The organism is uncultured Anaerofustis sp., from assembly GCF_938029165.1.
Taxonomy (GTDB): Bacteria; Bacillota; Clostridia; order Eubacteriales; family Anaerofustaceae; genus Anaerofustis.
Window position 1 is genome coordinate 1 of sequence record NZ_CALHFB010000026.1, and the last position, 25,846, is coordinate 25,846.

32 protein-coding genes are annotated in these 25,846 nt (G+C 34.0%); 4 read left to right on the forward strand and 28 right to left on the reverse strand.

Annotation, left to right across the window (positions count from 1 at the left end; genetic code table 11):
* Positions 1–80: 80 nt before the first annotated feature.
* Both Q0516_RS02605 and Q0516_RS02610 read right to left on the reverse strand, forming a co-directional pair.
* Complete coding sequence (locus Q0516_RS02605) at positions 81–422, reverse strand: AzlD domain-containing protein (protein WP_294468021.1); 342 nt, start codon at positions 420–422, stop codon at positions 81–83.
* Positions 415–1,119: an AzlC family ABC transporter permease gene (locus Q0516_RS02610; protein WP_294468023.1), complete on the reverse strand. Its 705-nt coding sequence runs from the start codon at positions 1,117–1,119 to the stop codon at positions 415–417. The genes Q0516_RS02605 and Q0516_RS02610 overlap by 8 nt, the downstream gene beginning before the upstream one ends.
* A gap of 113 nt (positions 1,120–1,232) precedes the next feature.
* Here Q0516_RS02610 and Q0516_RS02615 point away from each other — a divergent pair, with 113 nt between their 5' ends.
* Positions 1,233–2,294, forward strand: coding sequence for a tyrosine-type recombinase/integrase (locus tag Q0516_RS02615; RefSeq protein WP_294468026.1), 1,062 nt, complete (start codon positions 1,233–1,235; stop codon positions 2,292–2,294).
* Positions 2,295–2,475: 181 nt separating this feature from the next.
* Here the strand turns inward: Q0516_RS02615 and Q0516_RS02620 are convergent, their stop codons facing one another.
* On the reverse strand, positions 2,476–2,823 hold the full coding sequence (locus Q0516_RS02620; protein ID WP_294468029.1) for a LysM peptidoglycan-binding domain-containing protein: 348 nt from the start codon (positions 2,821–2,823) through the stop codon (positions 2,476–2,478).
* A gap of 163 nt (positions 2,824–2,986) precedes the next feature.
* On the opposite strand from Q0516_RS02620, the gene lexA reads away from it, so the two are divergent.
* Together lexA and Q0516_RS02630 are read left to right on the forward strand one after the other, a co-directional pair.
* Positions 2,987–3,628 (forward strand): transcriptional repressor LexA, encoded by a 642-nt coding sequence (gene lexA, locus Q0516_RS02625; protein WP_117532102.1) that lies wholly within the window; start codon positions 2,987–2,989, stop codon positions 3,626–3,628.
* Between the two features lie 206 nt (positions 3,629–3,834).
* On the forward strand, positions 3,835–5,466 hold the full coding sequence (locus Q0516_RS02630; RefSeq protein WP_257480288.1) for a Na/Pi cotransporter family protein: 1,632 nt from the start codon (positions 3,835–3,837) through the stop codon (positions 5,464–5,466).
* A gap of 32 nt (positions 5,467–5,498) precedes the next feature.
* On the opposite strand, the gene Q0516_RS02635 is transcribed toward Q0516_RS02630, so the two are convergent.
* From Q0516_RS02635 to Q0516_RS02700, 14 genes are all read right to left on the reverse strand, one after another.
* Complete coding sequence (locus Q0516_RS02635; protein ID WP_294468035.1) at positions 5,499–6,362, reverse strand: alpha/beta hydrolase; 864 nt, start codon at positions 6,360–6,362, stop codon at positions 5,499–5,501.
* Positions 6,363–6,455: 93 nt separating this feature from the next.
* Positions 6,456–6,812, reverse strand: a complete 357-nt coding sequence (gene spoVAE, locus Q0516_RS02640; RefSeq protein WP_007049257.1) for a stage V sporulation protein AE — start codon at positions 6,810–6,812, stop codon at positions 6,456–6,458.
* A gap of 11 nt (positions 6,813–6,823) precedes the next feature.
* Complete coding sequence (gene spoVAD / locus Q0516_RS02645; protein ID WP_294468042.1) at positions 6,824–7,840, reverse strand: stage V sporulation protein AD; 1,017 nt, start codon at positions 7,838–7,840, stop codon at positions 6,824–6,826.
* A gap of 3 nt (positions 7,841–7,843) precedes the next feature.
* On the reverse strand, positions 7,844–8,290 hold the full coding sequence (gene spoVAC, locus Q0516_RS02650) for a stage V sporulation protein AC (RefSeq protein ID WP_294468045.1): 447 nt from the start codon (positions 8,288–8,290) through the stop codon (positions 7,844–7,846).
* Between the two features lie 63 nt (positions 8,291–8,353).
* Positions 8,354–9,106: a sigma-70 family RNA polymerase sigma factor gene (locus Q0516_RS02655; protein WP_007049260.1), complete on the reverse strand. Its 753-nt coding sequence runs from the start codon at positions 9,104–9,106 to the stop codon at positions 8,354–8,356.
* Positions 9,099–9,560 carry an anti-sigma F factor gene (spoIIAB, locus tag Q0516_RS02660; protein ID WP_294468050.1) on the reverse strand — a complete coding sequence of 154 codons (462 nt, stop codon included), beginning with the start codon at positions 9,558–9,560 and terminating at the stop codon, positions 9,099–9,101. Before spoIIAB ends, Q0516_RS02655 begins: the two co-directional genes overlap by 8 nt.
* Positions 9,547–9,891: an anti-sigma factor antagonist gene (locus Q0516_RS02665; RefSeq protein ID WP_257480270.1), complete on the reverse strand. Its 345-nt coding sequence runs from the start codon at positions 9,889–9,891 to the stop codon at positions 9,547–9,549. The genes spoIIAB and Q0516_RS02665 overlap by 14 nt, the downstream gene beginning before the upstream one ends.
* 163 nt (positions 9,892–10,054) lie before the next feature.
* Positions 10,055–10,246, reverse strand: coding sequence for an alpha/beta-type small acid-soluble spore protein (locus tag Q0516_RS02670; protein WP_007049263.1), 192 nt, complete (start codon positions 10,244–10,246; stop codon positions 10,055–10,057).
* A 63-nt stretch (positions 10,247–10,309) separates the two neighbouring features.
* A complete protein-coding gene (locus Q0516_RS02675; protein ID WP_257480269.1) occupies positions 10,310–10,795 on the reverse strand; it encodes a MerR family transcriptional regulator in 486 nt (161 codons plus the stop codon).
* An 86-nt stretch (positions 10,796–10,881) separates the two neighbouring features.
* Positions 10,882–12,036, reverse strand: a complete 1,155-nt coding sequence (gene thiI, locus Q0516_RS02680; RefSeq protein ID WP_294468061.1) for a tRNA uracil 4-sulfurtransferase ThiI — start codon at positions 12,034–12,036, stop codon at positions 10,882–10,884.
* Between the two features lie 11 nt (positions 12,037–12,047).
* Entirely contained in the window at positions 12,048–13,214 is a 1,167-nt protein-coding gene (locus Q0516_RS02685) for a cysteine desulfurase family protein (protein WP_294468064.1), read from the reverse strand.
* Complete coding sequence (locus tag Q0516_RS02690) at positions 13,215–14,273, reverse strand: alanine/ornithine racemase family PLP-dependent enzyme (protein WP_294468068.1); 1,059 nt, start codon at positions 14,271–14,273, stop codon at positions 13,215–13,217. It lies immediately after the preceding gene.
* 14 nt (positions 14,274–14,287) lie between these two features.
* Positions 14,288–15,640 carry a PFL family protein gene (locus Q0516_RS02695; RefSeq protein WP_257480265.1) on the reverse strand — a complete coding sequence of 451 codons (1,353 nt, stop codon included), beginning with the start codon at positions 15,638–15,640 and terminating at the stop codon, positions 14,288–14,290.
* 10 nt (positions 15,641–15,650) lie between these two features.
* Positions 15,651–15,920 (reverse strand): ACT domain-containing protein, encoded by a 270-nt coding sequence (locus Q0516_RS02700; protein WP_257480264.1) that lies wholly within the window; start codon positions 15,918–15,920, stop codon positions 15,651–15,653.
* Between the two features lie 112 nt (positions 15,921–16,032).
* Between Q0516_RS02700 and Q0516_RS02705 the strand changes: the two genes are divergently transcribed.
* Positions 16,033–16,713: an MBL fold metallo-hydrolase gene (locus Q0516_RS02705; protein ID WP_294468075.1), complete on the forward strand. Its 681-nt coding sequence runs from the start codon at positions 16,033–16,035 to the stop codon at positions 16,711–16,713.
* A 35-nt stretch (positions 16,714–16,748) separates the two neighbouring features.
* On the opposite strand, the gene Q0516_RS02710 is transcribed toward Q0516_RS02705, so the two are convergent.
* The 11 genes from Q0516_RS02710 to Q0516_RS02760 form a co-directional block, all read right to left on the reverse strand.
* The gene (locus Q0516_RS02710; RefSeq protein WP_294468078.1) at positions 16,749–17,084 is read right to left on the reverse strand and encodes a GNAT family N-acetyltransferase; all 336 of its coding nucleotides are present in this window, start codon (positions 17,082–17,084) and stop codon (positions 16,749–16,751) included.
* 188 nt (positions 17,085–17,272) lie between these two features.
* A complete protein-coding gene (deoC, locus tag Q0516_RS02715; protein WP_294468081.1) occupies positions 17,273–17,965 on the reverse strand; it encodes a deoxyribose-phosphate aldolase in 693 nt (230 codons plus the stop codon).
* A 13-nt stretch (positions 17,966–17,978) separates the two neighbouring features.
* Complete coding sequence (locus tag Q0516_RS02720; protein ID WP_257480260.1) at positions 17,979–18,698, reverse strand: GntR family transcriptional regulator; 720 nt, start codon at positions 18,696–18,698, stop codon at positions 17,979–17,981.
* A 111-nt stretch (positions 18,699–18,809) separates the two neighbouring features.
* Positions 18,810–19,583, reverse strand: coding sequence for a sporulation transcription factor Spo0A (gene spo0A, locus Q0516_RS02725; RefSeq protein ID WP_007049274.1), 774 nt, complete (start codon positions 19,581–19,583; stop codon positions 18,810–18,812).
* Positions 19,584–19,663: 80 nt separating this feature from the next.
* A complete protein-coding gene (spoIVB, locus tag Q0516_RS02730; protein WP_257480259.1) occupies positions 19,664–20,938 on the reverse strand; it encodes a SpoIVB peptidase in 1,275 nt (424 codons plus the stop codon).
* 72 nt (positions 20,939–21,010) lie between these two features.
* Positions 21,011–22,708, reverse strand: coding sequence for a DNA repair protein RecN (gene recN, locus Q0516_RS02735; RefSeq protein WP_294468086.1), 1,698 nt, complete (start codon positions 22,706–22,708; stop codon positions 21,011–21,013).
* Between the two features lie 4 nt (positions 22,709–22,712).
* Positions 22,713–23,168, reverse strand: a complete 456-nt coding sequence (locus Q0516_RS02740) for an arginine repressor (RefSeq protein WP_257480257.1) — start codon at positions 23,166–23,168, stop codon at positions 22,713–22,715.
* Positions 23,158–24,021: an NAD(+)/NADH kinase gene (locus Q0516_RS02745; protein ID WP_294468088.1), complete on the reverse strand. Its 864-nt coding sequence runs from the start codon at positions 24,019–24,021 to the stop codon at positions 23,158–23,160. The genes Q0516_RS02740 and Q0516_RS02745 overlap by 11 nt, the downstream gene beginning before the upstream one ends.
* A gap of 2 nt (positions 24,022–24,023) precedes the next feature.
* A complete protein-coding gene (locus tag Q0516_RS02750; RefSeq protein ID WP_294468092.1) occupies positions 24,024–24,827 on the reverse strand; it encodes a TlyA family RNA methyltransferase in 804 nt (267 codons plus the stop codon).
* Complete coding sequence (locus Q0516_RS02755) at positions 24,824–25,378, reverse strand: hypothetical protein (RefSeq protein WP_294468095.1); 555 nt, start codon at positions 25,376–25,378, stop codon at positions 24,824–24,826. The genes Q0516_RS02750 and Q0516_RS02755 overlap by 4 nt, the downstream gene beginning before the upstream one ends.
* A 247-nt stretch (positions 25,379–25,625) precedes the next feature.
* The gene (locus Q0516_RS02760; protein WP_257480253.1) at positions 25,626–25,832 is read right to left on the reverse strand and encodes a hypothetical protein; all 207 of its coding nucleotides are present in this window, start codon (positions 25,830–25,832) and stop codon (positions 25,626–25,628) included.
* Positions 25,833–25,846 lie beyond the last annotated feature (14 nt).

Sequence of the window (25,846 nt, forward strand, 5' to 3'; positions counted from 1 at the left end):
AAGTGTGATAAGTCCAGTTTTTATGCGGATAACTAGATTTTTATGCTATTTTTATTTTAAAATAAACTTAATTTACCTTATTACACAAAAACCGCCTGAACCAATATCATATACACTATTGTAGAACCGAATATGCTTATAAAGTTATTTCTCTTCCATATGTGAAGTCCCACTGCTAAAATTACTCCTATTATTTCGGCGATACCGTAAGGATAAGCTATTAACGACATATCCTTTAAGCAGTACACCAAAAGCATTATCATCATAGCCGGAGGAAGGACTTTACCTAAATATAGTATAGTATCGCCGGGTTTCTTATCTTTTCCCGAGAAAAGGACAAAAGGGACAGCTCTTGTTATAAATGTAATGATACACATGATCCCAATCGCCAAAAGTCCTTGAATCAATGTATACTTATTCATCCAGTATCCCCTCCTTTTCTTCCCTTTTCTTATCTAATAATAAAAGAGTTATTATCCCTATGATTGCCGGTATCATCATATTATCAGCACCGAAAATAACAAGTGATAGGATACCGCATATACCTCCTATGAAAACAGGAGTCTTGTCTTTTAAATTCATCCACTGTTCTACACATAATACACAAAATAAGGCTATCATGGCAAATGAAACCCCGTTTGTATTTATATTTATGATAGAGCCTATAGTCGCACCCAGTATAGAGCCTATTATCCAGTAACTCTGGTCTAAGATGCTTATGTAAAAATAATAATTTTCCTTGTCATGTTTTACACTCTCCGGAACGGTGGAAGAAGTTAAAAGTGCATATGTCTCATCGGTCAGAGCAAATATCATATATAACTTTTTAAAGAAACTTATACCTTTGAAAGGTTCAATTAAAGAAAGTCCGTAGACCATATGTCTGAAATTCACGAAAAAGCTCATCAGAGCAACACTTATAAGGCTCATACCGCCTTGAAACATAACAACTGCGAGATACTGTAGAGTTCCCGCATATATGGTAAGGGACATTCCCCCTGCCCAAATAAAATTAAGACCGATGCTTTGTATCATCAGTCCGAATGCAAAACCAATGGATAGATATCCAAGAAGTACCGGCATAGTAACCTTAAATGCCTCTTTAAATGTCTTATTCATTCTACACCCCTAATACTATCAATTTATCAAACTTTTACCATTATACCACATAAAACTTTGAATTTTAAGAGGATTGTAATATAATTAGATATATTATTTATATAGGAGTTAACATGGCCGATTATACAAAAGAAGTCTCAAACAAACTTAATATAAAACTGAGAGAAGAAATAAAAGAGCTTCCAAGCTTTGCAAATGCATTCTTCAGAGGTATAACAAACAACACCTCCATAAAGACAAGGATTGCATACGCTATGGATATAAAAATCTTCTTTGAGTATCTGATAGAAAATCATCCCCTATTCTCTCATTTAAAAGATATAAAAGATATTTCTCTGAGTGATTTGGATAATATAAAAGCAGTGGATTTGGAAGACTTTACCGAATATCTTTCCTATTACACAAAAGAACATTATAAGAATGAGAACAGTAAGGTCCAGCTTTCCAATTCCAACAGAGGAAAAATGAGGAAGCTTTCAACGCTTCGCTCTTTCTATAAATACTATTTTAAGAAAGAAATGATAAAAACAAACCCGACTGTCCTCGTTGACCTTCCGAAAAACTATGAAAAGCCTATCATAAGGCTGGAACCGAACGAAGTGGCTAACCTTTTGGATGAAATAGAAAGCGGAAAAAGCCTTACTCCCGCCCAGCTTAAATATCATAACAAAACCAAAGTAAGAGACTTAGCCATCGTAACGCTTCTTGTCGGTACGGGTATACGTATAAGCGAATGTGTGGGACTGAATGTAAACGACGTGGATTTTGACAATGACAGCTTTGTTGTTACCAGAAAAGGCGGAAACAAAACCATACTTTATATGCCTGAAGAAGTAAGAGAAGCTCTGCTGAGATATTTAAAAGAGACAAGAGACAAAATTGATACGGAGGAAAGTGCCCTATTCTTATCCCTTCAAAATAAAAGGATGACTCAAAGCAGCATACAAAAGATGTTAAAGAAGTATACGAAGATAGTGGTACCCCTTAAAAATATCTCACCCCATAAACTTAGAAGTACCTACGGGACCAATCTATATAAGGAAACGGGAGATATATATCTTGTGGCAGATGTTCTCGGTCATAAAGATGTCAATACAACCAAGAAACATTACGCGGCAATAGAAGAAGAAAGAAGAAAAATAGCGGCAAGAGTAACCAAATTAAGAGATGATTGAACTAAAAAAGACCCGGGTAAGGTCTTTTTTAGCGTTTACTATTGATTGATAATTTATATATTACCCATATATTAAAGAATATATGAGGAGTGGGCTATTATATTCGAACAAAAATCAGTTTAATAAACATATGTTTACATCAAATGTTCGAATGATATATCAAAAAAAATAAAATATTAAATCAGTAAGGAAGTAAAATCCTTTGCCCTACTTCTATAGACTGATTTTCATCTATATTGTTAAGCCTGCCTATTTCATAAATAGTCTGTCTTACGTCAGTATTGTCATCTGTTATATCCTTGGCTATATCCCATAAGGTATCATTAGCCTGAACAGTATAAACAGGATATGTATCCTGATGTAAAGTCTTTGCTTTAGCGGAATAGAAGAACGTAGGAACACTTATCAGCACAGCTAAAACCAAAACGGATATCATAATCCTTCTTTTTCTTCTTAAAGCTCTTTTTCTTTTCGCTCTTTCTATCCTTCTTTGTTTATTTCTATGTAAGTTGTATTCATAATTTGTCATTGTTTCGTCCTCCTTATCGAAATAAGAACCTTTGTTCGTTATTATTATAGCAAACGTTCGTTCTATTTGTCAATATATTTAGAACAAATTTTTGAAAAAGTTAGAACATAAGTTTGACATTACCGGAAATTTATGTATAATATAATCATAGGAGGTTAATGTTATGTATAACGATTTAACGAAAATTCAAATTAAAATTTTAGATTTTATTAAAGCTGAATTAAAGGATAAGGGTTATCCCCCTTCAGTAAGAGAAATTGGTTCAAATGTGGGTTTAACATCGACCTCATCTGTTCATAATCAATTAAACAACTTAGAAAAAAAAGGTTACATAAAAAGAGGAGTGTCAAAACAAAGGGCAATAGAAGTAGTAGGGTTTTCTCCTTTTACAAAAGACGAAAATCAAGTGGACGAAGTAAGCTTAGTGGATGACGTAATAAACGTACCTATTATCGGTAATGTTGCGGCGGGTTATCCCATACTTGCGGAGGAAAATGTGGAAGACACATATCCCCTTCCGAGTTCTTTTGTTGGGAAAAACGAATGTTTTATGCTTCATGTAAAAGGCGACAGCATGATAAATGCAGGTATATTAAACGGAGATTTGGTTGTCGTAAAAAAACAAAATACCGCAAATGACCACGATATAGTAGTTGCACTTATCGATGATGAAGCAACCGTGAAGACTTTCTTTAAAGAACAAAACAGAGTAAGGCTACAGCCTGAAAACCCCGTTTATGACCCTATTTATTCCACCGATTTAAAGATCCTGGGTAAAGTTATCGGGGTAATGAGAATGCTTTAATAACTTTTTTATATAAAGTGAAACACCTATTTCAGGTGTTTTTTTATTAAGCTAATGTAAATAAAATGTAAAATAATAGTAAACTATCGGTAAAAATAATCTTGATTATAGTCATTTTTTGTCGTATACTTTAAATAAGTAATATTAAAATAGTAATTAATTCGTATTCATATATATAATATTTTAAAATTTAGGGGTATAAGCATATGACATTTACTAATATTCTTACGTTATGCGGGGGCCTCGGGTTCTTTTTATTTGGGATGAAATACATGGGCGACGGTCTAGAACTTGCTGCCGGAGCAAAAATGAAAAAACTCCTTGAGGCACTTACCCGTAACCCTGTCATGGGCTTTCTTGTCGGTCTTGTAGTTACTGCGGTAATACAGTCTTCTTCTGCTACCACCGTTATGGTAATGGGCTTCATAAACGCAGGAATGATGACGCTGAACCAAGCCGTTGGAATCATTATCGGTGCAAACGTCGGTACGACCGTTACAAGTATAATCATTGCACTTGACATTTCGGCAATAGCACCGGTATGCATTTTTATTGGAGCAATGCTTCTTTTATTTGCAAAGAAACAAAATAAAAAACATATAGGACAGATTATCCTTGGTTTTGGTATATTGTTCCAAGGCTTAAGCACAATGAGCGGAGCAATGGTGAGCCTAAGGACATATCAGCCCTTCATAGACTTCATAAGCAGTGCAAACTCTCCTATTATCGGAGTATTGGTCGGAACTATACTTTGTGCTATACTGCAGTCTTCATCTGCGGCAGTAGGTGTACTTCAGGCTTTGGCTCTTCAAGGTTTGATGCCTGCCAGCTTTGCCATATATTTAGTCTGCGGTGTTAATATAGGTTCTGCTGCACCTCCTCTATTATCAGCTATAAATGCTAAGACAAATGCTAAAAGAGCTTCTTTTATATACCTTATCTATAACTTATTCGGAGCGGTCCTTTTCGTTCCGATAGGTATGTTCACTCCATTTGCGGACTTTGTTACCGGTACATTCTCGGCTCCGGTAGCTCAAGTGGCAATGATACATATCATATTCAAAATAGTTACGGCGTTAGTTCTTCTTCCGTTTACGAATGCGATAGTTAATTTATCATATAAAATTATACCGGACAGAGAACATTCTAGTAATCTTAGATTTTATTATTTAGACCCTCAAATCGTAACAAACTCAGCGTCTTTATTGGTACAAATCATAAGTGAAATAAAGAGAATGGCTGATATTGCAAAAGACAGTCTTTTTATAGCCGGAAATGATTTTATATATTCAAAGTCCACAGACAGAGACCATATAAAAGAAAACGAAGAACTGGTGAACTGGCTGAGCGAACATTTAACAGAGTTCTTTATTAAAATAAATTCCATGGAACTTCAAGGAAAAGACTCCGAACATCTATCAAGGATATTCTACGTGATAAACGATATAAAAAGAATAAACGACCATGCGGTAAACTTGATGGAAAAAAGCGAAGAAGCAGTAAAAAAAGAAGTTAGATTTTCCGATAATGCAAGAAAAGAATTAAAATCTCTTTTGGATAATGATTTAGAACTTCTTGATAAAGCAGTTGAATCATTTACAAATCAGGAAATAAGCGAAGATGAACAAGTTGAATTATACAGCATAGAAGAAGAGATAGATAAACTTACTCTAAAAGCACAGGAAAATCACGTATTGAGACTTAGAGAAGGCAGATGCGGAGTATCTACGGGAATGCTTTATATCCAGTCTTTAACCGATTTTGAACGTGTCGGTGACCATGCCTATAATATTGCATGTGCCGCAAGACAGGACAGTGAAGTTTTAAGAACGATATAAATTTAAAGGATACCATTAGGTATCCTTTTTTATTATTCTTTAAAAAAATTTATTATCATTTGTTTTTCTTTGTTTGTCAGAAGATGCATATGTCCCCTGCCCTTCAGTTCATATAGCCTAACATCAGAAATTATCTCTTTTGCTCTTTTTAATACTTTTCTTGAAGGAAACAAACAATCGTACTCTCCCGCCAAAATGAACGCAGGAGATTTAAAATTCTGCATTCGTTTTTTATCTACATTGCTTGGCATTGCCACTTTTGTTTTTACATTGTCAAAACTGTCTTTTAATATATCTCTTGTATCTTCATCTATTATATCTTCTCCGTTTGTCATATACATAGCTGTTTTTATTATAAAATCTTCATTTTTTGTAATAATATATTTTATCAAAGGTATCATCATTTTTGCACTGCTTATAGGGAAGGCATTATTTATTCCCGATGGGACTTCCAGGACACATCTTTCCACCTTTTCGGGACTGACACACATCAATTTAGCCAGTACTCCTCCGCCGAAAGAACCACCGTAACATCTCATCTTTTTAAATCCAAGCTTATCTATTACCTCACTTGCCCACTCCCCGTAAGAATAACCCCTTGAAGATAAGCTGACTTCATCACTTTTCCCCGGATGACCTATTATATCTACCGCATAAATATTAAAATCATCAAGCAGGAATTTACATAGAAGCAAATTGTAAGCAGAACTGGAATTCCCTCCGTGGAATACCAATAACGGTTTCCCGACTTTATTCCCGGTCCTTACCAAATGTGTTTTTCCAAATGAAGTATTTACATAAATATCTTCGTAAGGATTTCCTAATTTTTCAAGCTGTCTATTGTATAACTCAAGGCACTTTTTCTTTCCTTCTTTGGTTTTATATATGCTTTTCATATTAATTATCCTTTATCAAATTAAATCCATTATAGCATTTTTTGAACCAAATAACATAAAAAAAGAGACATCTTGTTCGACATCTCTTTTATTTTATTTCTTGGTTTTAGGAGAAAATATGACCGCAAATACATATCCGAATATTATTGCTGCAGCAATTCCGCCTCCCGTTGCAGTAAGAGGTCCGGTAAGTACTCCCAGAAGCCCGTCCTGCTTGACCGCAAATATAGTCCCTTTAACAAGACTGTATCCGAACCCGGTAAGAGGAACCGTAGCACCTGCCTGACCGAACTTTACTATAGGTTCATATAGCCCAAGAGCAGTTAAAATTACTCCCGCAACAATATATATAACTAAAATCTGTCCCGAAACGAGTGTAGTGTTATCCATGATGATTTGAGCAATTAAACATAGTATCCCTCCGGTTATAAATACATATAAATAATCCATTATTATCTCCTTTATTTAGAATTCTCGATTGTTACCGCATGAGCTATACAAGGAATGTTTTCCTTTTGTCCGGTTGAAATCGGACTTAATAATGCTCCCGTTGCCACAAGTAAAATCTTATTTAATTCCTTATTTTTAAGCTTATTGTAAAAGTAACTCGTAAAGACCGTAGAGCTGCATCCCGCCCCGCTTCCGCCGCACATAACATCTTGATTTATTATGTCGTAAACAAGCATACCGCAGTCTTTATATTTGTTTTCTATATTCACACCTTTTTTCTTTAAGAAATCTTTTGTGATATTATATCCGACTTCGCCAAGGTCACCCGTAACTATAAGGTCATAATCTTCCGCACTCACATCCAAATCCTCTAGATGTGTCATAATCGTGTCACAAGCGGCTATCGCCATTGCACTTCCCATATCATTGGGGTCACTTTGACCGAAGTCCATGACTTTACCTATTGTCATATGAGTAACGAAAGGTCCTTCCAAGCAGCTCTTTTCCAAAATCATTGCCCCGGAACCGGTTACGGTCCTTTGTGCGCTTGGAGGAGACTGTGTACCAAGCTCCAAAGGGAACCTGTACTGTCTTTCTGCGGTAGAAAAATGACTTGCCGTACTTATTACTGCTCTGTTTATAAAATCTCCGTCAAGAAGGACTGCGGCTGCCTGAATTGCTTCCACAAAAGTAGAACAAGCATTATAAAGTCCCCAGTAAGGGATCTTAAGGTCTCTTGCTGTTAGATTTGTAGTAATAATTTGATTTAACAAATCTCCGCCGATATAAATATCTATATCGGTTTCATTTAATTGATTTGTTTCAAGTAAAGATAAGATATTTCTAAGACACATTTGGTGCTCGGCTTTTTCAAACGAATCCTGTCCAAGTAAATCATCTTCAAATGTTTCATGAAAATAACTATTTAAAGGTCCCTGACTTTCGACGGGACCTGCTATCGACCTTGTGTCTGATATACATATCCTCTTTTCGAATTTATAAGTTTGTCTTCCTATTTTTTTATTCATCTCTTACCTCGTTAAAATAAAATATATAAGTCCCACAATAGAGCTTGAAGTAACTCCGAACACTATTACAGGTCCCGCGATCTTAAACATATTTGCTGCCATACCGAAAATGTAGCCTTCTTTTTGAAATTCCATTGCACTTGATACTATACTGTTTGCAAATCCGGTTATGGGAACGATAGAACCTGCTCCGGCTTTTTTACCGATATTGTCATATAATCCAAGTCCAGTTAATAAAGAACCTAAAAAGACCATTACGATTGATGTCATATTTGCGGCTTCAAGCATAGAAAAGCCCCTTCTGGAAAAGAAATTATTGATAAACTGACCAATCATACATATGATCCCCCCAACAATAAAAGACATATATAAATGACTCTTATTGGGAGTGGGTTTATTTTTCTTAACGACTTCTTGATAATCTTTGATATTTTTTTTATTTGATTCCATTTATAAACTCCTAAATAAAAATTTATTTTATTTTCCCCGAAAAACAAAAAAACTTTCAAAAATTTAACTTTCGAAAGTTTTTTTCATATTTTCTATTATTTTTTTCTCTAATCTGGATACCTGCACCTGTGAAAGTCCCAGAACTTCGGCTACTTCTTTTTGAGTTTTATTTTTAAAATATCTAAGCACTATTATCTGCCTGTCTCTTTTTTCAAGGTTCATAATAGCATTTTTCAAATCTAGCTTTTCAACTATCTTTTCATTGCTGTCGTTCTCATCTTTTATTTTATCCATTAATAAAATAGGAGTATTTTCATTGTTATTTAATTCTTTAGATAGACTTTCCGGCTGTCTGCAAGCTTCCAGAGCCATCAATACATCTTCCGATGAAACTCCGATTTTTTCGCTTAAATAGTCTATACTTGGTTCCACACCGTTTTTCTTTACATAATCTTCTCTGATTGTCTTTGTTTTTAAATAAATAGTCTTTAAATTTCTTCCTACTTTTATTATTCCTTCATCTCTGAAATATCTTTTATATTCTCCGTTTATGACGTATACAGCGTAAGTTGAAAATTTAGTATTGAATTCAAAACTAAATCTTTTAATCGCCTTTATAAGTCCTATCGCTCCGATTTGAAACAAATCATCATAGCTTATGGAATATGAAAGATATCTCTTAAGTATGGAATTTATAAGAGGTGTGTTTATAACAGTCAGTTCTTCTAAAGAATTTTTATCTCCGTTTTGTGCGTTTACTATAAGTTCTTTTATCTCATCTGAAAAATAATCAATTTTTGCAGATTCGCTATTCATTATATGTATTGTTCCTATTAGAAATTTTTTTACTCATTATTAAAGTAGTCCCGTCGCCTTCTTTTGATGTGATACTTAGCTCATCCATAAAACTTTCCATTATGGTAAAGCCAAGTCCGGATCTTTCAAGTTCGGGTTTTGAAGTATATAAAGGTTCCTTAGCCTGATCTATATCTTTTATACCAACTCCGTCATCTATGATTTTAATCGTAACTTCTCTTTCTTTTATAAATGCTTCCATTGTTATCAAATGATTATCTTCATTGTTGTATGCATGTATTATTGAATTTGTCACCGCTTCCGATACACTCGTCTTTATATCATTTAGCTCATCTATAGTCGGATTTAACGGAAGTACAAAACTTGAAATTATAAGCCTTGCCAAAGATTCGTTTTCGGATATGCTTTTAAACGAAACATTTAAAAAATTATCTACTCTATTACCTATTTTCATATTTTTCTATCCCTTCTTCTAATGTATTAAATAAATCAAAAATCGAAAGTATTCCCGACATCCTAAGTATTTTTATAATTTGTTTATCTTTTGTGACCAAACCGCATTTTCCGTTTTCAGCAGATATTTTCTTATATCTTCCCATAAAAAGTCCTATACCCGCAGAGTCCATAAAGGTAAGTTCACTTAAATCAAAAATCAAATTTTTTATTTCTTTTTTACATAATGCGTAATCAATGTTTTCTCTTAAATCCAAAGTAACATGATCATCCAAATCACCCTTGATTTTGACAGTCAGAGTGTTACCTGTTATATTTATTTCAAAATTCATGATTTAACCTCTCTATATTATTTTTGCCTACATGATAGTACCAAAATATGCATGTAGAATTTTGAAAAATTTAGGGTTAAATCCAAATGTTTAATCATTTTTAAAAATAAAAAAGGAAGCAGATTAACTGCTTCCTTTTTATATCATACAAATGCTATCTTACTTATTTCATTGAATTTTCGTAAGATTCAACCATTCTTTTAACCATTTCACCACCGATAGAACCGGCTTCTTTACTAGTTAAATTACCATTATATCCATCTTGAAGATTAATGCTAAGTTCGCTAGCAACTTGTTTCTTAAATTGGTCTAAGCCTTTTTTAGCTTCTCTGTTGTTCATCTGTTTCACCTCCATTTATAAGTGTTATAATTCTATTATGGACTTTTGAAACAAAAATACACTGGAAAGTTTTCCCTACTATTCAAATTTGAACAAACTTCGCTTTTTAGCCTGCTTTAGAGCGTTATATTTTTCTTTTAAAATCGATAATTCATATGATTTTTCTTTTAATTTCATTTTTAGTCTTGCGTTTTCGGTTATAAGTTCGTCCCTTTGTTTGAATGCGTCCTGCTGCTTTAAATTTTCGATTTCTTCACGTAAAGAATTTATCGTTTTTATTAGGCACGTAATATTATTATCTTCTTCTTTTGGTTTTTCTTCTTCGATTTCTTCAAAAATAATTTCATTTTTTGAACTATGAAGAGTTTCTTTAATTTCTTTATTTCTTTTTCCCTCGCCTTTTAAGGCTTCTATGTAACGAAATATGTCGATTTCCTTTGTTGTATAATATCTTCTGTTGTTCGAGCCTCTGGGGATTTGAAGTTCGAATTCGTCTTCATAAAATCTTAATAAATAAGGCTTACAATCTAAAATATTGGATGCTTGTGTAATAGTATATTTCAAAACTCTACTCCTTAAACAGTTTTTATATATATTACTCCAAATAATTTAAAAAATAAGCCTAAATTTGTCGTTTATTCAGTTTAAATTTATAATTTTATTATTTCTATATCATTTATCGTTTCTTCAATCAAATTTTCTACGTCTAACTTTGCTTCTTCTTCCAAAACTCTGGATAATTTCGGTTTTATTATGGGATGTTTGGGTACGAATATAGTACAGCAGTCCTCATAAGGTCTGATAGAAATATCATAAGCACCGATTTTTCTGGAAATATCTACTATTTCGGTCTTGTCATAAGCTATAAGAGGTCTTAAAATCGGAAGAGCGGAACATTCATTTGTACAAGAGATACCTTCTATTGTCTGCGATGCCACTTGTCCCAAGCTTTCTCCGGTAATAAGAGCCTTCAAATCAAATTTATTTTTAAGTCTGTTTGCGATTTTTATCATAAATCTTCTAAGTATTACCGTTAGATATTCGCCTTCACAGTTAGATATTATCTGTTCTTGTATCTTGGTAAGACTGATATTTACAAGAGTTATGCCCATATTATAATCGCTTAAAACTTCCGCTAAATCTTTAACTTTTTCTTTTGCATCCATACTCGTAAAAGGATAACTATGAAAATGAAGTCCAACGACTTTCATACCCCTTTTGTTCATCAAATATCCCGCAACGGGAGAATCAAGTCCGCCGGATAAAAGAAGTCCGCCGACCCCGCTTGAGTTCACGGGAAGTCCCGCATTACATCTTATATCTCCGGCATAAACATATGCATTTTCTCTTATTTCCACCTTTAAAACCGCTTCAGGGTTTCTCACATCGACTTTTAAGTCATCAGTATTAATAAGTACATATGCTCCCACACCTTTGCTTATTTCAGGGGATTTCAAAGGATACTTCTTATCGCTTCTTTTTGTTTCGACCTTAAAAGTCTTATATCCGCCTTCTTTCATTACCATCAAAGCCACTTCTTTGATTTTGTCCATATCTTTTTCGACTTCGTAGCATTTTGTCAAATAAACTATTCCAAAAACTTTTTTAAGTCTTTCGATTATTTTATCCTCGTCTTCATTGTTATAACCGCTTACGATGATCCTGCTTTGTATCGTATGTACTTTGATATTTTCAAATTTTCTGAGAGAAAGTCTTATATTCTTTGCGAGTAAATCTATAAAGTATTTTCTGTTTAGTCCTTTAAGGCTTATTTCCCCATACTTTACCATTATCATTTTCTTCATAAATTTTATCCCTACTTATATTTATTTAAAAGATTTAATCTATTTATACATTCTTTTAATTTTTCTATGAAATAATCTATTTCTTCTTTTGTATTAAATTCACTGAAACTTATCCTTATAGTTCCCTTAATAAGTTCATCTTCCACTCCTATTGCCTGTAAGATAGTGTTTACACTGCTGTTCCTTGCGGAGCATGCACTGGATACCGAAACGTAAATGTTGTATTCCTCCAGCATATGAAGAAGTACTTCTCCTTTTATACCCTTAAAACTTACATTTAAAATATGATAAGATATATCTGCTTTTTCGTAAGGAGTGTTTATTTGAAAATCTTTAATATTATCATTTAGTTTTTTGACCGCATATTCAAATAATTCTTTATAAATATTTTTATTTTCTTTATAATTTTTATTCGTAATTTTGATTGCTTCGTTAAATCCCGCAATCAAAGGAGTATTTACCGTCCCGCTCCTGAAGCTTTCCTGCTGTCCTCCGCCGTGAATAAGAGGAGTAAGAGTAATGTTTTCTTTGAGTACAAGTGCACCGACACCCTTCGGACCATGGAATTTATGAGCACTCAAAGAAATCATATCAGCTTCTTTTAAATGTAAGTCCACTTTTCCCACAGCCTGTGTTGCGTCTATATGTACTAAAACATTTTCATTCTTTTCTTTTATTTTTTTTATTATATTTTCTATATCCTGAACCACACCGAACTCATTATTTACATAAATAATGCTCACAAGTTTGGTATGCTCGTCAATATTATTAATCAGTTCATCGATATTTACTACACCGAATTCATTGACTGTAATATATTTCGTAGTTACATTTAAACTTTCAAAATATCTGAATGTGTTCGTTACACAAGGATGTTCAATATTGGTGGTTATTATATTGACATCTTCAAGATTTTTATATTTAGCCAAATTTCCTTTTACTGCAAGATTGACGGATTCGCTTGCACCGGAGGTAAAGATTACTCTTCTTTTACCGTCGATACCAAGCAATTTTAAAAGATTATCTTTTGTTTCTTTAAGTATCTTACCCGCTTCAAACCCTTTTTTATGTACAGCGGAAGGATTTGCGTATTCTTCCAAAAAGTATTTACTGACTTCTTTTGACACTTCTTCATAACAAATAGTAGTAGCGGCATTATCAAAATAGATTTCTTCCATTTAAATAAACTCCTTAACCACATATTTTGAAGTAAAAGCCCTTAAAGCCGCAGTATAATACATATAAAGTTCAAAAGTATCTCCGATTTTATAATCTCTGCTGCTGTCTGTGATGTCTATTATAAGATGGTCACTGCTTCCTCCGAGAATTTTTGTATCCTTATCCAAAGGGAACATATCCATATCTATATCCTGCTTCCCTACGGATAATATTGCTCTCTTTCTCATACCTTCATCTATGAACTCAGGCTTTGAATTAAGAGCCGAAAAGCCTCTTTTACCGATTGGTATAGACGGTTTTTCTTTTATTTCTATTATTTCTGCTTTTATTATAAAAGCGTCTTTATTCATTCCTTCGATATGACTTCTGTAAGTACAGTCCCTGCCAAATAAAATGGTATCACCTATCCTGATATTGGTTACACCTTTAACGGGATTATCTTCTCTGAATAGTGTATAGCTTGTAGAGTTACCTCCAGAAACTATATCCAGCTTGGTATTTAACTTATCTTCCAGAAGCTCGTTTACTTTTACCAGATTTGTAAGGTTGTTTTCATCGGGAAGCACTCCCCCGTAACAGGTAAGGTTTGTGGCTACTCCTCTGAGTCTGATATTAGTCAAGTTTTTTATTCTTTTAGCACTGTCGACTATATCTTTTTTATCAAAATATCCTTCTCTTAAATCTCCAACGTCGAACATAAGAAGAATATCATGAACTTTGTTTTGTATTTTAGCTTCTTCATTAAGAGCTTCGACTGTTTCATATTCACTGTTTAGAGATATATCGCTGTACCTTACGACTTCTTCGGCTTCTGAAATACTTGGAAGCCTCATAAGCCATTTTTCAGCGTCGATATCTTTTATATTTTTAAGATTATCTATCCTTGAATCACCGAACTTATTTATCCCTGCCTGCATTAAAGTATCAACGATAACGGGATTACAGCAGTGAAGCTTTGTAACAGAAGTTATATCTACGTTATATTTATCTAAAGTATTCTTTACGATCTTTGCATTATCGTATATTTTATTTAAGTTGATTTTTAATGTAGGTTTCATGATTTTTATCCTTATTAGTTTTTAAATGAATGCACGGGAGCAGGTATCCTTCCGCCCCTTTGTATGAAGTCACCGCTGCTGAAGCTGTTTACTTCCATTATAGGTGCAGAACCGAAAAGTCCGCCCCAATCTACTTTATCGCCGACTTTTTTACCGTAAACGGGTACGACCCTTACGGCTGTGGTTTTATTATTTATTACGCCTATTGCCGCTTCATCGGCAATCATAGCGGAAATTGTATCTTCCGGAGTATCCCAAGGGATAGCTATCATATCAAGACCTACCGAACATACGCTTGTCATAGCTTCCAGTTTATCGAATTTAAGACATCCGTCTTCCACTGCGGCTATCATCCTATTGTCTTCACTTACGGGAATGAAAGCTCCCGATAGACCTCCCACATGACTTGAAGCCATGATACCGCCTTTTTTCACTGCATCGGTAAGCATTGCAAGAGCAGCAGTACTTCCATGAGCACCGCATCTTTCAAGCCCCATTACTTCAAGTATCTCAGCAACACTGTCTCCTATAGCAGGAGTAGGTGCTAAAGATAAATCAAGTATCCCGAAAGGAACATCCAGACGCTTGCTGACTTCATGACCTATCAAAGAACCGGCTCTAGTTATTTTAAAAGCAGTCCTCTTTATAGTTTCGGCTATTTCGTCTACGGTAGCACCTTTCATGCCTTCAAGAGCAGTCTTAACAACGCCCGGTCCGCTTACACCAACGTTTATGACTTTTTCCGCTTCTCCCACACCATGGAAAGCGCCTGCCATAAACGGATTATCTTCAACGGCATTTGCAAACACTACAAATTTTGCACAACCGAATGAATTATCATCTCTGCTTAAATACGCAGCCTTTTTGATAAGCGGTCCCATTTTCTTTACTGCATTGAAATTGATACCGGATTTTGTGCTTCCGAGGTTTACACTTGAACACATATTCGTAGTTTCCGTAAGAGCATAAGGGATAGACTCAAGAAAGCTTTCGTCGCTTTTTGTACAGCCCTTTTGTACAAGAGCGGAATATCCTCCGATGATATCCACGCCAACTTCTTTTGCCGCATTATCAAGTGCCTTTGCATATTCTATCCATTCATCTACATTATTAGCACAGGCAAGAGCTATCGGAGTTACGGAAATCCTTTTATTTACGATAGGTATCCCATATTCGTCCGCAACGGTATCGGCTGTTTTAACCAAGTCTTTGGCTAATGTGGTAATCTTATCATATATTTTCTTAGTAGCTTTTTTATAATCGGAATCGAAGCAGTCAAGCAAAGAAATACCGAGAGTAGTAGTTCTTATATCCAAATTTTCGACTTCCAGCATTTTAATAGTATCAAGTACGTCTTTGTATATCATAACTCACTCCTTAAATCTTATGCATAGTATCAAATAATTCTTCTTTTTGAAGTCTTATCGATAACCCAACTTCTTCTGCAGTCTTATCTAGTTCTTCCTTTAAAGATTTAAATGCAGTTTTTTCTTCATCTATAGTAACGAGCATCAGCATTGTAAAATAATCCTGCATAACGGTTTGAGAGATATCTTCAATGTTTACTTTAAGTTCGCTTAGCACTTTTGAAACATTATAAATGATACCTGTTTTATCTTTTCCTATTACAGTAATAATTGCTTTCATATTCTCCTCCGAGTTATGTATTTTTTTATTTTAAACTAAATTATATATTACCATATTTAGCTTTATATTAAAAGCATTGTTTGATATAATTTAGTTATAAGGAGGCAAAAAAATGAAAGTAAAATATCTATATAACAGCGGATTTATAATTGAAACCCATAAGTATATTTTAGTAATAGACAGCATGCATAAAACAGAAGTAGAAAATAAAAACAACAAGAAAGAATTATATTTTGCGACCCATTCTCATATGGACCATTACAATAAATTTATTTTGGAAAAGGAAACAGTGATACTTAGCGATGATATAAAAGTAAAAGAACACGACCGTAAAAATAAAATTTATTTTGTAAAGCCATATGAAAAATTGAGAGTAGGTGACATAAAAATCGAAACCTTTGGCTCGACCGACCTCGGAGTAAGCTATTTGATAGAAGCTGACGGAAAACTTATCTTCCACAGCGGTGATTTGAATTGGTGGCACTGGGAAAACGACGATAAAGAAACACAGGAAAAAGAAGCTGTGGATTACGAAAAAGAAATTCTCAAATTAAAAAATGTCCTTGACGGTAAGAAGCTTGACCTTGCTTTCGTCCCGGTAGACAGAAGGCTGGGCGAAAATTCAATTCTTGCCATAAACTTCTTCCTTGAAAATATCGTAGTTAAAGAAGTATTTCCAATGCACTTTGGCGGAAACTACAGATATATAAAGGATTTAGAGCAAGTAATAGAAAAATTCAAAGATGTTCATATCCATATAATAGAAGAAGAAAATCAGGAATTCAGTATTTAAAAAAGCACAGTTAATTGTGCTTTTTTACTTTTATTTTATAATGTTTTCTTAAACAACATTCCCTCATCTCCATATCCGTCATGTGTAAATCCACTTTTTATAAGTACTTTTTGAGAGATTATATTTTCTTCATCAGTTTGAGCACAAACACATTTAACACCATTTTGTTTTAATGCCCACTCGGTAACCCCTTTTACAGCTTCTGTAGCATAACCATGATTTTGGTGATTTTGATCAATTCCATATCCGATTTCTACACTATCTTCATTATCGGGTTTACACTTAAAACAAAGACCTCCTATGGTCACACTCGATTTTAATTTGATTTCCCAGTTAGTACCCCACTCTTCAAAACCATTAAGTTTTTCCATATTGGTTATCATTTCTTTATATGCCTAATTTCATTACATTATTTTTTCATTTCTATACATGATTTTAAGTTCATCGATTTCAAGAGGGACTATATCAAGTCTCTCGTTTTTTACTATTATGTTTTTCATACTTATATTTTTCTTTAACCTACTTAATATAAAAAAGCGAGGATATACCCCGCTTAAATTTATTTACCAAGTATTTTATATGCGTCTTCCATGATTTTTACCGCAGAAGTAAGACCTATTCCAAATCTAGAACAGCCTGCATCTATCATGTCATAAAGAGTATCAAGGCTTCTTACTCCGCCCGCAGCTTTTATCTTTGCATCGTTACCCACTACGGATTTTATAAGTTTGATAGTTTCCACCGTTGTAGGTTTATCTGCCCAGCCGGTACCGGTTTTAACGAATGTGACCCCGCTTTTAACGGCAATTTCGCTGGCTCTTTTTATTTCGTCGTCCGTTAAATATGCGATTTCCAGTATTGATTTTACAGGCTTACCGTCAGCTGCGTCAACCACCGCTTTTATATCGTCGGAAACGACATCGTACATTCCCGATTTTAAAGCTCCCACATTTATTACCATATCAAATTCGTCAGCACCTAGCTTATGTCCGTCTTCGACACCTATTATCTTCATCTTTGTAGGTTCTGCACCGGAAGGGAAACCAACTGCAATACCCAGCTTTGTATTAGGCACTTCTTTTAATTTCTCTGCAAGATACTCTTCAAATATCGGCATAACGAATGCCGCTATGAAATCATACTTTTTAGCCATTTCAACCAAATTATCGATTTCGTTTATAGTTACATCGGTCCTGACCGCACTTATATCGATCATCCTGCTTAAATTTTCAAGGTCTTTATATTCTCTCATTTGATTTACCTCTTTATTTTTCTCTTCCTACCATTTCTATTTCAAGTTCATATTTACTTCCGACTATCTTAGAGTGATCTATACATATAGGGTTATCGCCCATATAGCAAGTCCTCTTAAGTTCTATCAGTGCATTGCCCACGGGAACATTGAGCATTTGACTTTCCTCGAAAGTAGCGTTTTTTGCCGATATAAGTTCGGTCGCGGAATCGAAGTTTATTCCATATTCCCTTTCCAAAAAAGCGTAAAGAGAATATATTTCATCCTGTCTCTTCATGATGTCGGGAACATCTTCTTTTCTTAGGTAATTCTTTACTATAGCTATAGGCACTCCGTTCGCAAGCTGTATCCTTTGTATCCTTATAATAGTCGTACCGTTTTCTATCCCAAGCCTGTCACTTATAAAGTCATCTGCCGCAACAGTATCTATAAAAATATTTTTAGGCTTAACATCATAACCTTTGTGTCTCAATGTTTCCGATACGGATGTAACGTGATTTAAACTCTGCATTGTTTTATTGTCCGTTACAACGGTACCTTTTCCCTGCTGAGCCTTTAAAAACCCTTCGCGTGAAAGTAGGTCAACTGCCTTTCTTACCGTAGTCCTGCTGACGTTGAACATCTTTTCTATCTCAGGTTCCGGGGGTATCAAATCTCCCGGTTTATAATATCCGTTTTCAATTTTTTCTTTGAAATATGTATATAATTTACTGTATTGGTATACTTTGTCCATTTCTTTACCCCCTACTGTTAACTCTATTCTAATATAAAAACGTATTTAAATCAATAAAAAAGAGTGATAAACATCATTATCACTCTAAATTATTTGATTTAATATTCATACTTAAGCGTATTGTCCGATATCCAGTCTCATTTTATCAGCAACCATAGCTATAAATTCCGAATTTGTAGGTTTTCCTTTGTTTTGGTCGATAGTATATCCAAATATCTTATCTATTGTTTCTACTTTACCTCTGTTCCATGCAACTTCGATTGCATGTCTGATTGCTCTTTCAACTCTGCTTGGAGTTGTGTTATACTTTTCTGCAATCATTGGATAAAGAGTTTTTGTGATACCTCCGAGCAATTCAACATCGTCGATAACAAGTTTGATAGCTTCTCTTAAATATATATAACCTTTGATATGTGCAGGTACTCCGACTTCATGTAAGATAGAAGTCACGGCTACCTGATAATTTTTATCTTTTTTCTGCTGTCCTTTTTTAGGTGTATCTAAAACATCAGGAGAAAAATATGCATCGATTTCTCTGGATAGTTCCCCTAAGTCAAACGGTTTTAAGAAATAATAATCCGCTCCTAAATTTACTGTTTGTCTGGTAAAAGATTCTCCTCCCACTGCAGACATCATAACAACATGAGGTGAATAATCCTTCATATTTTTCTTGTTTAATTTTTCTAAAACTCCAATACCGTCAAGCATAGGCATGATAGTATCTACCAGTAAGATGTCGGGTCTTTCTTTTTCAACCACATCTATAAGATCCTTTCCGTTACCTACTACGCCCACAACGTTGTAATTTTCTTTTTCTTCAAAATGGTTTTTAACAGCCAAGGCAAATTTTTCATTATCATCTGCTATTGCAACTTTGTATACCATATTTCTCCTCCTGAATAAATATTATTTTGTTTAATTTTAATTTCTTTTAAAGATTACTACAATTTATATGCAAAGTTTGTCTAATTTTGTTTAGCTAATAAATCTTCTAAAAGCCATTCTATATATATTCCATAACCTTTTGTGGGATCGGAAATGAAAACATGTGTAACCGCGCCGACAAGCTTACCGTCCTGGATTATAGGGCTTCCGCTCATTCCTTGAACGATACCTCCGGTCTTACTTAAAAGTTCCTTATCGGTTACTTCTATAAGCATGCTTTTGGTATTTTTTTTGGTTTGTTTGTAAGTTTTTTTAATTTTTATATCAAATAATCTAGGTCCGCTGCTATCAATGGTAGTCAATATCTGAGCTTTTCCTTCTTTTATTTTATCCTGCAGGGCTATGTCCAAAGCGTTACTTGTAGTAACTTTTTTTGTAACATCTCCGTAAAGTCCGTAATCATTGTTTAAATGAATAGACCCGATAATATCTTTTTTATCTGCTTTAAGTACACCTCTGAGTTCGCCGGGAGCATTTCTTTTCCCTTTGACGATACTGATAAGCTCACTTTCAATCACGTTTCCGTTTTTGACCGGCATGATTATCCCGGTATCAACATCATTGATACTGTGTCCCAAAGCAACAAATCTTGATTTATCTTCATTATAGCAAGTAAGAGTCCCTATCCCCGCAACGCTGTCACGTACCCACAGACCGATTTTATACTTATTGTCTTTCTTAGCCTTTACAGGTGTGATTTTAATGGTCTCTTCGGTATTCTCTCTCTTTATGACCATAGATAAATCTTTATGATTTAGTTTATTCAGCTCGCTTATAACCTCTTTTGCGTTATAAACTTTTTTATCGTTTATTTTTACAATGATATCTCCCATTTTTATCCCCGCATCTTTTGCGGGACAAACTTCGTTGTCGTTTACATCTATAATAGACTGGAACTGAACGGCTATAGCGCCTTTTGTATTCATGCTGACACCGACCAAATTCCCCGACGGATGAAGTTTTACATTGGGGTATACGTTTATATTATAATTATTTATTGGAACTATCCCAAACAGCTTCGCCTTTAATTTATATTTTCCTGTGGAGGAAGAATAAACATCTATTTTGTCATTATCTACATTATAGTTTTTTTCACTCTTACCGTTTACCTTTAAATCTTCGTTTTCATTTTGAATACTGCAGTTTTTAGGTAAATTTAAAGAGACGCTCGTTGTTTGGCTGGATAAAACAGTTATTTCCTTTGTCGAAAAATTAAGATAAAGAATATAAGCTGATATTATTAATATTAATGATAAAAATCCAAAAAGAATTCTTTTCTTTTTTACTGCATTCACTTTTTATACCTCGTTTGTTTTTTCTCTATTTTCCCCAATGAAAGGAAAAATATAAACAAACTTTAAAAGTGATTACTGTTTTTTTGATTTTTTTGCATTATCAAGCATGTCCTTTGCATACATGAACGCATTATCACTGATACTTTCTCCGCTTATTATCCTAACCAACTCATTTACTTTCTCTTCTTCATTCAATCTCTCAAATGAAGTATATGTTTTTTCCCCTTTTATTTCTTTTTTTATGAAATAATTGGTATCTCCCATTGCAGCTATCTGCGGAAGATGTGTTATTGCCATGATTTGATGATTTTTGGAAAGCTCCCACATCTGCTTCGCTACTACAAGTGCGGTCTGTCCGCTTATCCCTGTGTCTATTTCATCAAATATCAATGAGTCGATATTATCACTTTCTGATAATATCCTCTTGAAAGAAAGCATTATTCTCGATATTTCACCTCCCGATGCGATTTTACTGAGAGGTTTCAAGCTCTCCCCTTTGTTTGTTGATATTAAAAATGTAATATCGTCAATGCCTTTTTTATTAAAACTCTCATTTTCCGTCAAATCTTTAAACTGAGCTGTAAAGACAGTCCCTTTCATCGACAGAAGTTCGAGGTTTTTACTGATTTTTTCACAAAAATCTTTTGCGATTTTTTTTCTCTTATCCCTTAAAATATAAGAATTATCGAGATAAGTCTCCCTTTTTTCTTTTAAATCTTTTTCTAATAATGTAATCTTTTCATCATAATTATTTATAAGCTCCAATTCTTCGCTTATATTTTCCTTATACTCCAAGATTTCTTCAATGGTAGAACCATATTTTTTCTTTAAATTATTGATTTTATTGAGTTTACTTTCTATGTCATTGAGTTCTGACGGATTAAAGGTTATAGAATCCCTGTAGTCCCTCAAGAAGAATATGACTTCATCTATCAAAGTTTTCCCTTCTGAGAGCATTTCTATGCTTTCTTTCACGCTGTCATCAAACCTTTCGACTTCCGAAAACATCTTCTCGGCTTCGGCAAGATTGATTGAAACATTATTTTCCCCTTTATAAAGAAGAGAATAAGCACCGTCTATATAATTGTAGATATTTTGAGAATTTAGAAGAAGCTTTTCTCTTTTTGACAAAGCTTCTTCTTCTCCGATTTCCAACTCTACTTCGTCAATTTCTTTAAACTGTCTTGTAAGCAAATCCAAATTATCTTCATTTTCTTTTGCTTTACTTTTTATATTTTTAAACTCTTTTTCTGCCTTTTTATATTCAAAATAAGACCTTTCGACATTTTCAAGATCATCGTTTATTAAATTATTTCCGTAAGCATCAAGAAAAGATAAATGAGTATGCTGATTTAGTAGTTTTTGATGTTCATGCTGACCGTGGATATCGATTAGATGTGTACCTATTTCTTTGAGGGTAGAAACATTTACAAGGGAGTTATTGACTCTGCATATATTCCTTCCCTTTGATGATATCTCTCTATTTAAAATAAGTGTACCGTCGCTGTAGTCGATAGAAAGGTCGTCCAAAATATTTTTAAGCTCCAAACTGTTATCATCAACGGTAAAAAGGGCTTGGATATTAGCTTTATCCTGTCCCGTCCTAATATTTTCAAGTCTTGCATGTTCTCCGAGAACAAGTGAAAGGGCTCCTATGATAATTGATTTACCGGCACCGGTTTCTCCGGTTATGATATTGAGTCCTTCGTCAAAATCAATACTTAATTTATCTATGATCGCATAGTTATTTATATTAAGTGATAAAAGCATATTTCTATCCTTTCTTTAATAATGATTCAAACTTTTTAACAAGTGCCTTTGCGTTATCTTCCGTTCTGACTAAAATAAATAGTGTATCATCCCCTGCAACGGTCCCTATTACCTCATTCAATTTAAGTGCGTCTATAGCAACTCCCGCAGCCTGAGCCATTCCTGTTATGGTATGCAAACATACGAAATTAGCCGCGTAATCTATAGTCAAGACCGCTTCACGGAATACATTTACTATCCTGTCATCAAGTTCGGAACTCTGATTTGAATAAGCAGCATACTTATATTTTCCGCTCTTAGTCATTACTTTGACAAGTTTCATCTGTCTGATGTCCCTTGAAACTGTTGCTTGAGTCACGTTTATGCCGGCTTCTCTCAAGTGCTCAGTCAAATCTTCCTGAGTTTCAACTTCGTATTTATTTAAAATTTCTAAAATCTTAGAATGTCTGTCAATCTTCATTATCCAAATCTCCTTCCGCTATAGGATTTTTAATTTTATTTACAAGTAAAGAATAAAAGTTATAATCGTCAAATCTTATAAAATGTGCTTTCATATCGCTCTTCTTAACGATTATTTCATTATCCGATATTTCAGGTTCGAAGCTATCTATGAACACACTGGTTATCTTCGGATTAAATTTTATTTTAACAACATCTTTGGAATTCACTATAATACTTGTGTTGTTCAACGTATGAGGACAAATAGGATTTATAATAAATAAATCACAGTTTGGATTTACGACCGGTCCTCCGCTGGATAGATTATAGGCTGTAGAGCCTGTAGGTCCTGCAATTATAACTCCGTCCGCAAGATAATCCGCAAATACTTCGTCATTTATAAATACTTTGTATTCCGCAACCCCGTAATGATTTTTTCTGAACAGTACGGTATCATTTAGTGCAAAACCGAGTTTCATACCATTTTTATCGTATACATCTAGAAGCATCCTGTCATCAAGGGTATAATTTCCGTCTATAGCCTTATCTATATATTCTTTCCATTGATTTTTTTCTACATTGGCAAGAAACCCAACGGTACCGAAGTTTATCCCAAGTATAGGTTTTTCGTATTTCCCCACCTGAGAAAGAGCCTTTAAAATAGTTCCGTCTCCTCCGATAATAATTAAAAATTCAACGTTTTTGATATTTTCTTCATTTATTATAGAGAAATTATCTTTATCAGGGTCATTCAAAGGTTCTTCCAAGTATATATGTATACCTTTTTCATATAGGTAATGTACTATTTGCTTTGTGAAGGTCAAATATCTGTCTTTTTTATTATTAGTTATTATTCCAACATATCTTTCTTTCATTATCACTTAAGCTCCTTATGTGCATCTTCAACACATTTTTCTACAGTCGTTTCTATATCTATTATATTATCTTTATTCTTGGTTACATATGCGATAAATTCTCTGTTCCCTTTGGGACCTTTTATCGGAGAATAATCCAATTTTTCTACATATAATCCTTTATCTTTAAGTCCGTATATCACATCTTTAACTACTTTTTTATGGATATTTTTATCTTTTATAATACCGTTTCCTACCAAATCTTTTCCCGCTTCAAACTGCGGTTTTATCAGACAGATATAAAATCCATCATCTTTTAGGAAATTTAATAAGTTGTCCGCAAGTTTTAAAATAGAGATAAATGATACGTCCATTACGGCTACATCTACCATTTCTCCCACTTTTTCAAATTCCATATTTCTGAAATTCGTCTTCTCCAAGCAGACTACTCTCTCATCCTGTCTCAGTTTATAGGCAAACTGTCCATAACCGACATCAATGCTATAAACTTTCTTTGCTCCGTTTTGAAGCAGACAGTCGGTAAATCCTCCGCTGGAAGCTCCCACATCCATACAAATTTTATCAGTTACGTCGGCACCAAATACTTTAAGTGCCTTATCAAGCTTAAAACCTCCTCTGCTTACAAAGGGGTTATCGTTTCCTTTTATTATTATATTGGAATATATGTCAACTTTAGTCCCCGCTTTATCTACTCTTTGGTCATTTACGAAAACCACACCTGCCATTATTAGCCTCTTAGCTTTCTCTCTGCTTTCAGCCATACCGCTTTCAAACAAGAGAACGTCTAATCTTTCTTTGCTTTTCATTTTTCGCTTCTCCTTTTGAATGAAAACAGTTCTACAAAGACAGCAGCCTTTCTTACTATTTCCGTGGAATTCGCCATTGCGATATGTTTACCGAGAGCTTTCCCCCCTACGGTAAGCGCCGCAACGACACCGTTTAAGATTATGCTTATGACAAAAGTCTCCGTTAAATTATAAATTGCAGCTATTTTTACTATTATGATTGCAACCGTAGCACCACTGATGATACCGCAGATATCACCGATAACATCGTTACAGATATTTGAAACCTGAGAAGCCTTGGAAACCAAATCCACTGCTTTTCTTGCTCCCTTTACTTTGTTTGCCGCCATTGCATTGAAAGGTGCCACCCCCTCTGTTGTAACGGCTGTACCGACCATATCGCATATGATACCTATAGCAATAATGGCTACTAAAACGAATAAAGCACCCACCAAACCTGCATTCCCCACAAGTGTTTCGCTTATAACATTAAAGGCCATTGATAAGCCGAAGGTCAAAAAGGTTATCTTTATTGCCCAGCTCCTGCCTTCACTTTTTTTATCTTTTGACATCTTTCCTCCAATTTCACTATATTATAGCATATTTTTACATTTTTTTAATACTTATATTCAAATGGACAATTCTATATCAAAAACAGGTCAATTTGATGTAAATAATCACAAGATATAGTATTTGTTGTTTTTATAATATCATCATATAGTATATCATAAATACATCATCAAGTCCATTTTTATAGGGTTAAATCCCCTTTAAAACAGGCTTTTCTGACCATAAATCGACATATTATTTTTCATTCATTTATCTGTAAAATCCCTCCGTATTATTCTTGTCATTATCCGCCATTCTTTCCAGATTTTTTGAAATATCTTTTATATCGCCGAAAAATCCGTCAATTTTTACTCTTAAATAACTTAAAAAAGAAATAATAGAAATAAAAACGACAAATAATAAAACGGGATTTATTATATTAATTATTTTTGATAAACTTTCTAAAAAACCGCTCATATTTATACTCTCCA

Coding starts and splice junctions, on each gene's coding strand:
- Q0516_RS02605 (WP_294468021.1), bottom strand. CDS start 422: ATGAATAAGTATACATTGATTCAAGGACTTTTGGCGATTGGGATCATG.
- Q0516_RS02610 (WP_294468023.1), bottom strand. CDS start 1,119: ATGAATAAGACATTTAAAGAGGCATTTAAGGTTACTATGCCGGTACTT.
- Q0516_RS02615 (WP_294468026.1), top strand. CDS start 1,233: ATGGCCGATTATACAAAAGAAGTCTCAAACAAACTTAATATAAAACTG.
- Q0516_RS02620 (WP_294468029.1), bottom strand. CDS start 2,823: ATGACAAATTATGAATACAACTTACATAGAAATAAACAAAGAAGGATA.
- lexA (WP_117532102.1), top strand. CDS start 2,987: ATGTATAACGATTTAACGAAAATTCAAATTAAAATTTTAGATTTTATT.
- Q0516_RS02630 (WP_257480288.1), top strand. CDS start 3,835: ATGACATTTACTAATATTCTTACGTTATGCGGGGGCCTCGGGTTCTTT.
- Q0516_RS02635 (WP_294468035.1), bottom strand. CDS start 6,362: ATGAAAAGCATATATAAAACCAAAGAAGGAAAGAAAAAGTGCCTTGAG.
- spoVAE (WP_007049257.1), bottom strand. CDS start 6,812: ATGGATTATTTATATGTATTTATAACCGGAGGGATACTATGTTTAATT.
- spoVAD (WP_294468042.1), bottom strand. CDS start 7,840: ATGAATAAAAAAATAGGAAGACAAACTTATAAATTCGAAAAGAGGATA.
- spoVAC (WP_294468045.1), bottom strand. CDS start 8,290: ATGGAATCAAATAAAAAAAATATCAAAGATTATCAAGAAGTCGTTAAG.
- Q0516_RS02655 (WP_007049260.1), bottom strand. CDS start 9,106: ATGAATAGCGAATCTGCAAAAATTGATTATTTTTCAGATGAGATAAAA.
- spoIIAB (WP_294468050.1), bottom strand. CDS start 9,560: ATGAAAATAGGTAATAGAGTAGATAATTTTTTAAATGTTTCGTTTAAA.
- Q0516_RS02665 (WP_257480270.1), bottom strand. CDS start 9,891: ATGAATTTTGAAATAAATATAACAGGTAACACTCTGACTGTCAAAATC.
- Q0516_RS02670 (WP_007049263.1), bottom strand. CDS start 10,246: ATGGAGGTGAAACAGATGAACAACAGAGAAGCTAAAAAAGGCTTAGAC.
- thiI (WP_294468061.1), bottom strand. CDS start 12,036: ATGAAGAAAATGATAATGGTAAAGTATGGGGAAATAAGCCTTAAAGGA.
- Q0516_RS02685 (WP_294468064.1), bottom strand. CDS start 13,214: ATGGAAGAAATCTATTTTGATAATGCCGCTACTACTATTTGTTATGAA.
- Q0516_RS02690 (WP_294468068.1), bottom strand. CDS start 14,273: ATGAAACCTACATTAAAAATCAACTTAAATAAAATATACGATAATGCA.
- Q0516_RS02695 (WP_257480265.1), bottom strand. CDS start 15,640: ATGATATACAAAGACGTACTTGATACTATTAAAATGCTGGAAGTCGAA.
- Q0516_RS02700 (WP_257480264.1), bottom strand. CDS start 15,920: ATGAAAGCAATTATTACTGTAATAGGAAAAGATAAAACAGGTATCATT.
- Q0516_RS02705 (WP_294468075.1), top strand. CDS start 16,033: ATGAAAGTAAAATATCTATATAACAGCGGATTTATAATTGAAACCCAT.
- Q0516_RS02710 (WP_294468078.1), bottom strand. CDS start 17,084: ATGGAAAAACTTAATGGTTTTGAAGAGTGGGGTACTAACTGGGAAATC.
- deoC (WP_294468081.1), bottom strand. CDS start 17,965: ATGAGAGAATATAAAGACCTTGAAAATTTAAGCAGGATGATCGATATA.
- Q0516_RS02720 (WP_257480260.1), bottom strand. CDS start 18,698: ATGGACAAAGTATACCAATACAGTAAATTATATACATATTTCAAAGAA.
- spo0A (WP_007049274.1), bottom strand. CDS start 19,583: ATGGTATACAAAGTTGCAATAGCAGATGATAATGAAAAATTTGCCTTG.
- recN (WP_294468086.1), bottom strand. CDS start 22,708: ATGCTTTTATCACTTAATATAAATAACTATGCGATCATAGATAAATTA.
- Q0516_RS02740 (WP_257480257.1), bottom strand. CDS start 23,168: ATGAAGATTGACAGACATTCTAAGATTTTAGAAATTTTAAATAAATAC.
- Q0516_RS02745 (WP_294468088.1), bottom strand. CDS start 24,021: ATGAAAGAAAGATATGTTGGAATAATAACTAATAATAAAAAAGACAGA.
- Q0516_RS02750 (WP_294468092.1), bottom strand. CDS start 24,827: ATGAAAAGCAAAGAAAGATTAGACGTTCTCTTGTTTGAAAGCGGTATG.
- Q0516_RS02755 (WP_294468095.1), bottom strand. CDS start 25,378: ATGTCAAAAGATAAAAAAAGTGAAGGCAGGAGCTGGGCAATAAAGATA.
- Q0516_RS02760 (WP_257480253.1), bottom strand. CDS start 25,832: ATGAGCGGTTTTTTAGAAAGTTTATCAAAAATAATTAATATAATAAAT.